The 1,375-nt window shown below is 46.4% G+C and carries 1 protein-coding gene and 1 pseudogene; both read right to left on the minus strand.

The window, feature by feature from the left end; translation table 11 throughout:
- A pseudogene (gene fnr, locus ACWHAR_RS21425) lies at window positions 1–313 on the minus strand (fumarate/nitrate reduction transcriptional regulator Fnr); the annotation flags it as partial.
- Between the two features lie 98 nt (window positions 314–411).
- On the minus strand, window positions 412–1,375 hold a 964-nt coding region (narK, locus tag ACWHAR_RS21430), incomplete at its 5' end, for a nitrate transporter NarK (protein ID WP_452087763.1).

The following is a 1,375-nucleotide window of genomic DNA, read 5'->3' on the forward strand; positions in this document are numbered from 1 at the left end:
TGACGAGCACCTCGCCATCCTCTAGCACTTTTGCACTGAGCATATACCTTGGTTCTTCAGTGAAAAGTGTTAATTCTCCGACGATATCATGCTTTTGGCAGATTCTAAGCGTCAGGTCTTTTCCATCAGATGTCAGCTTGCCGATTTCAATGAGTCCTGATTGAATCAGATAAAGCTCTTCTGCATCCATTCCTTCCCGAAACAAATACGTGTGTTTTTCCATTTTTCTTTTCGTGCTGATCGATTCCAGCAATTCATGCAGATCGCTGGATATAAGATCACTATCAGATGGTCGAACAGAGAGAAAATTCATGAGCTCACCTCGAAGAAAGTCACGTTGTGTGTTTATTGTAACGTGAATTGATTTGTACCCATCGAGAAAAAACTAACAATCTTGTGAATGCCCCAGTGTTAGTTGATGCTCTGGCTGTTTCTCTCCGTGTGTGTTTTCATTCTTTCCTGCCAATACATCCATATGACAAGGACAAAGCTGGCTAACGCCACCTCTGAAAGCGCCATAAACCCGATCGCGTACTGGCCTGTTGCCTGAAACACACTCGCCAATATGAGCGGAGGAAAAAAGCCGCCTAATCCGCCCATGGCAGACACAATCCCATTGGCAATCCCCGCTTGCTTCGAAAAATAGAAAGGCACCAGTTTAAAAACAGTCCCGTTTCCTATGCCTGAGCAGACGGCCACAGTTAATGATCCAAACGTATAAAGGCCGATTGTCGGCGAGAACGATAGGATAATGCCTGATAATGTAAGCCCGGCAAAAACAAACATCAAGATGCGGAGCGGGCTCATTTTATCAGCCAGGAATCCGCCCGCAGGCCTGAGCAGCGTAGAAACCGCAATAAAGCCAGCCGTCCGCAAGCCGGCATCTGCAGGATTCAGCCCAAAATGCTCCACCAGAAAGTTCGGCAGATAGATAGTGAAGGCGACAAAGGCACCGAACGTAATAAAATAAAACAGGCTCAGAAACCATAGCACATGATTTCGGTAAACGGCTTTGATTTGAGTCTTAACAGAAACTTTGACCTTCTTCTCATGCCTGTCGCCAAACAAAACGTGCAGTAAGGCAAAGACAGCTAGCAAAACCAAATACATCTGCACGGTTGATTTCCACCCGACGGCTTGAGCGATAACCGGCGCTGCAAATGTCGTAACGGCTGTCCCGATATTTCCTGCACCGTAAATCCCATTGACGACACCGTGCTTTTCTTTCGGATAATATTTCGGGAGGGAGGTCACCCCAATGGAAAACACCGCTCCCCCGATCCCTAAGAAAAAGCCGCCTGCGATTAAATCAAACAGAGAATCCGCGATACTGATCCAAAATACAGGAAACAAAAGCAGGATGAAGCTGATCATA

Source organism: Bacillus sp. LR--39 (assembly GCF_053613335.1).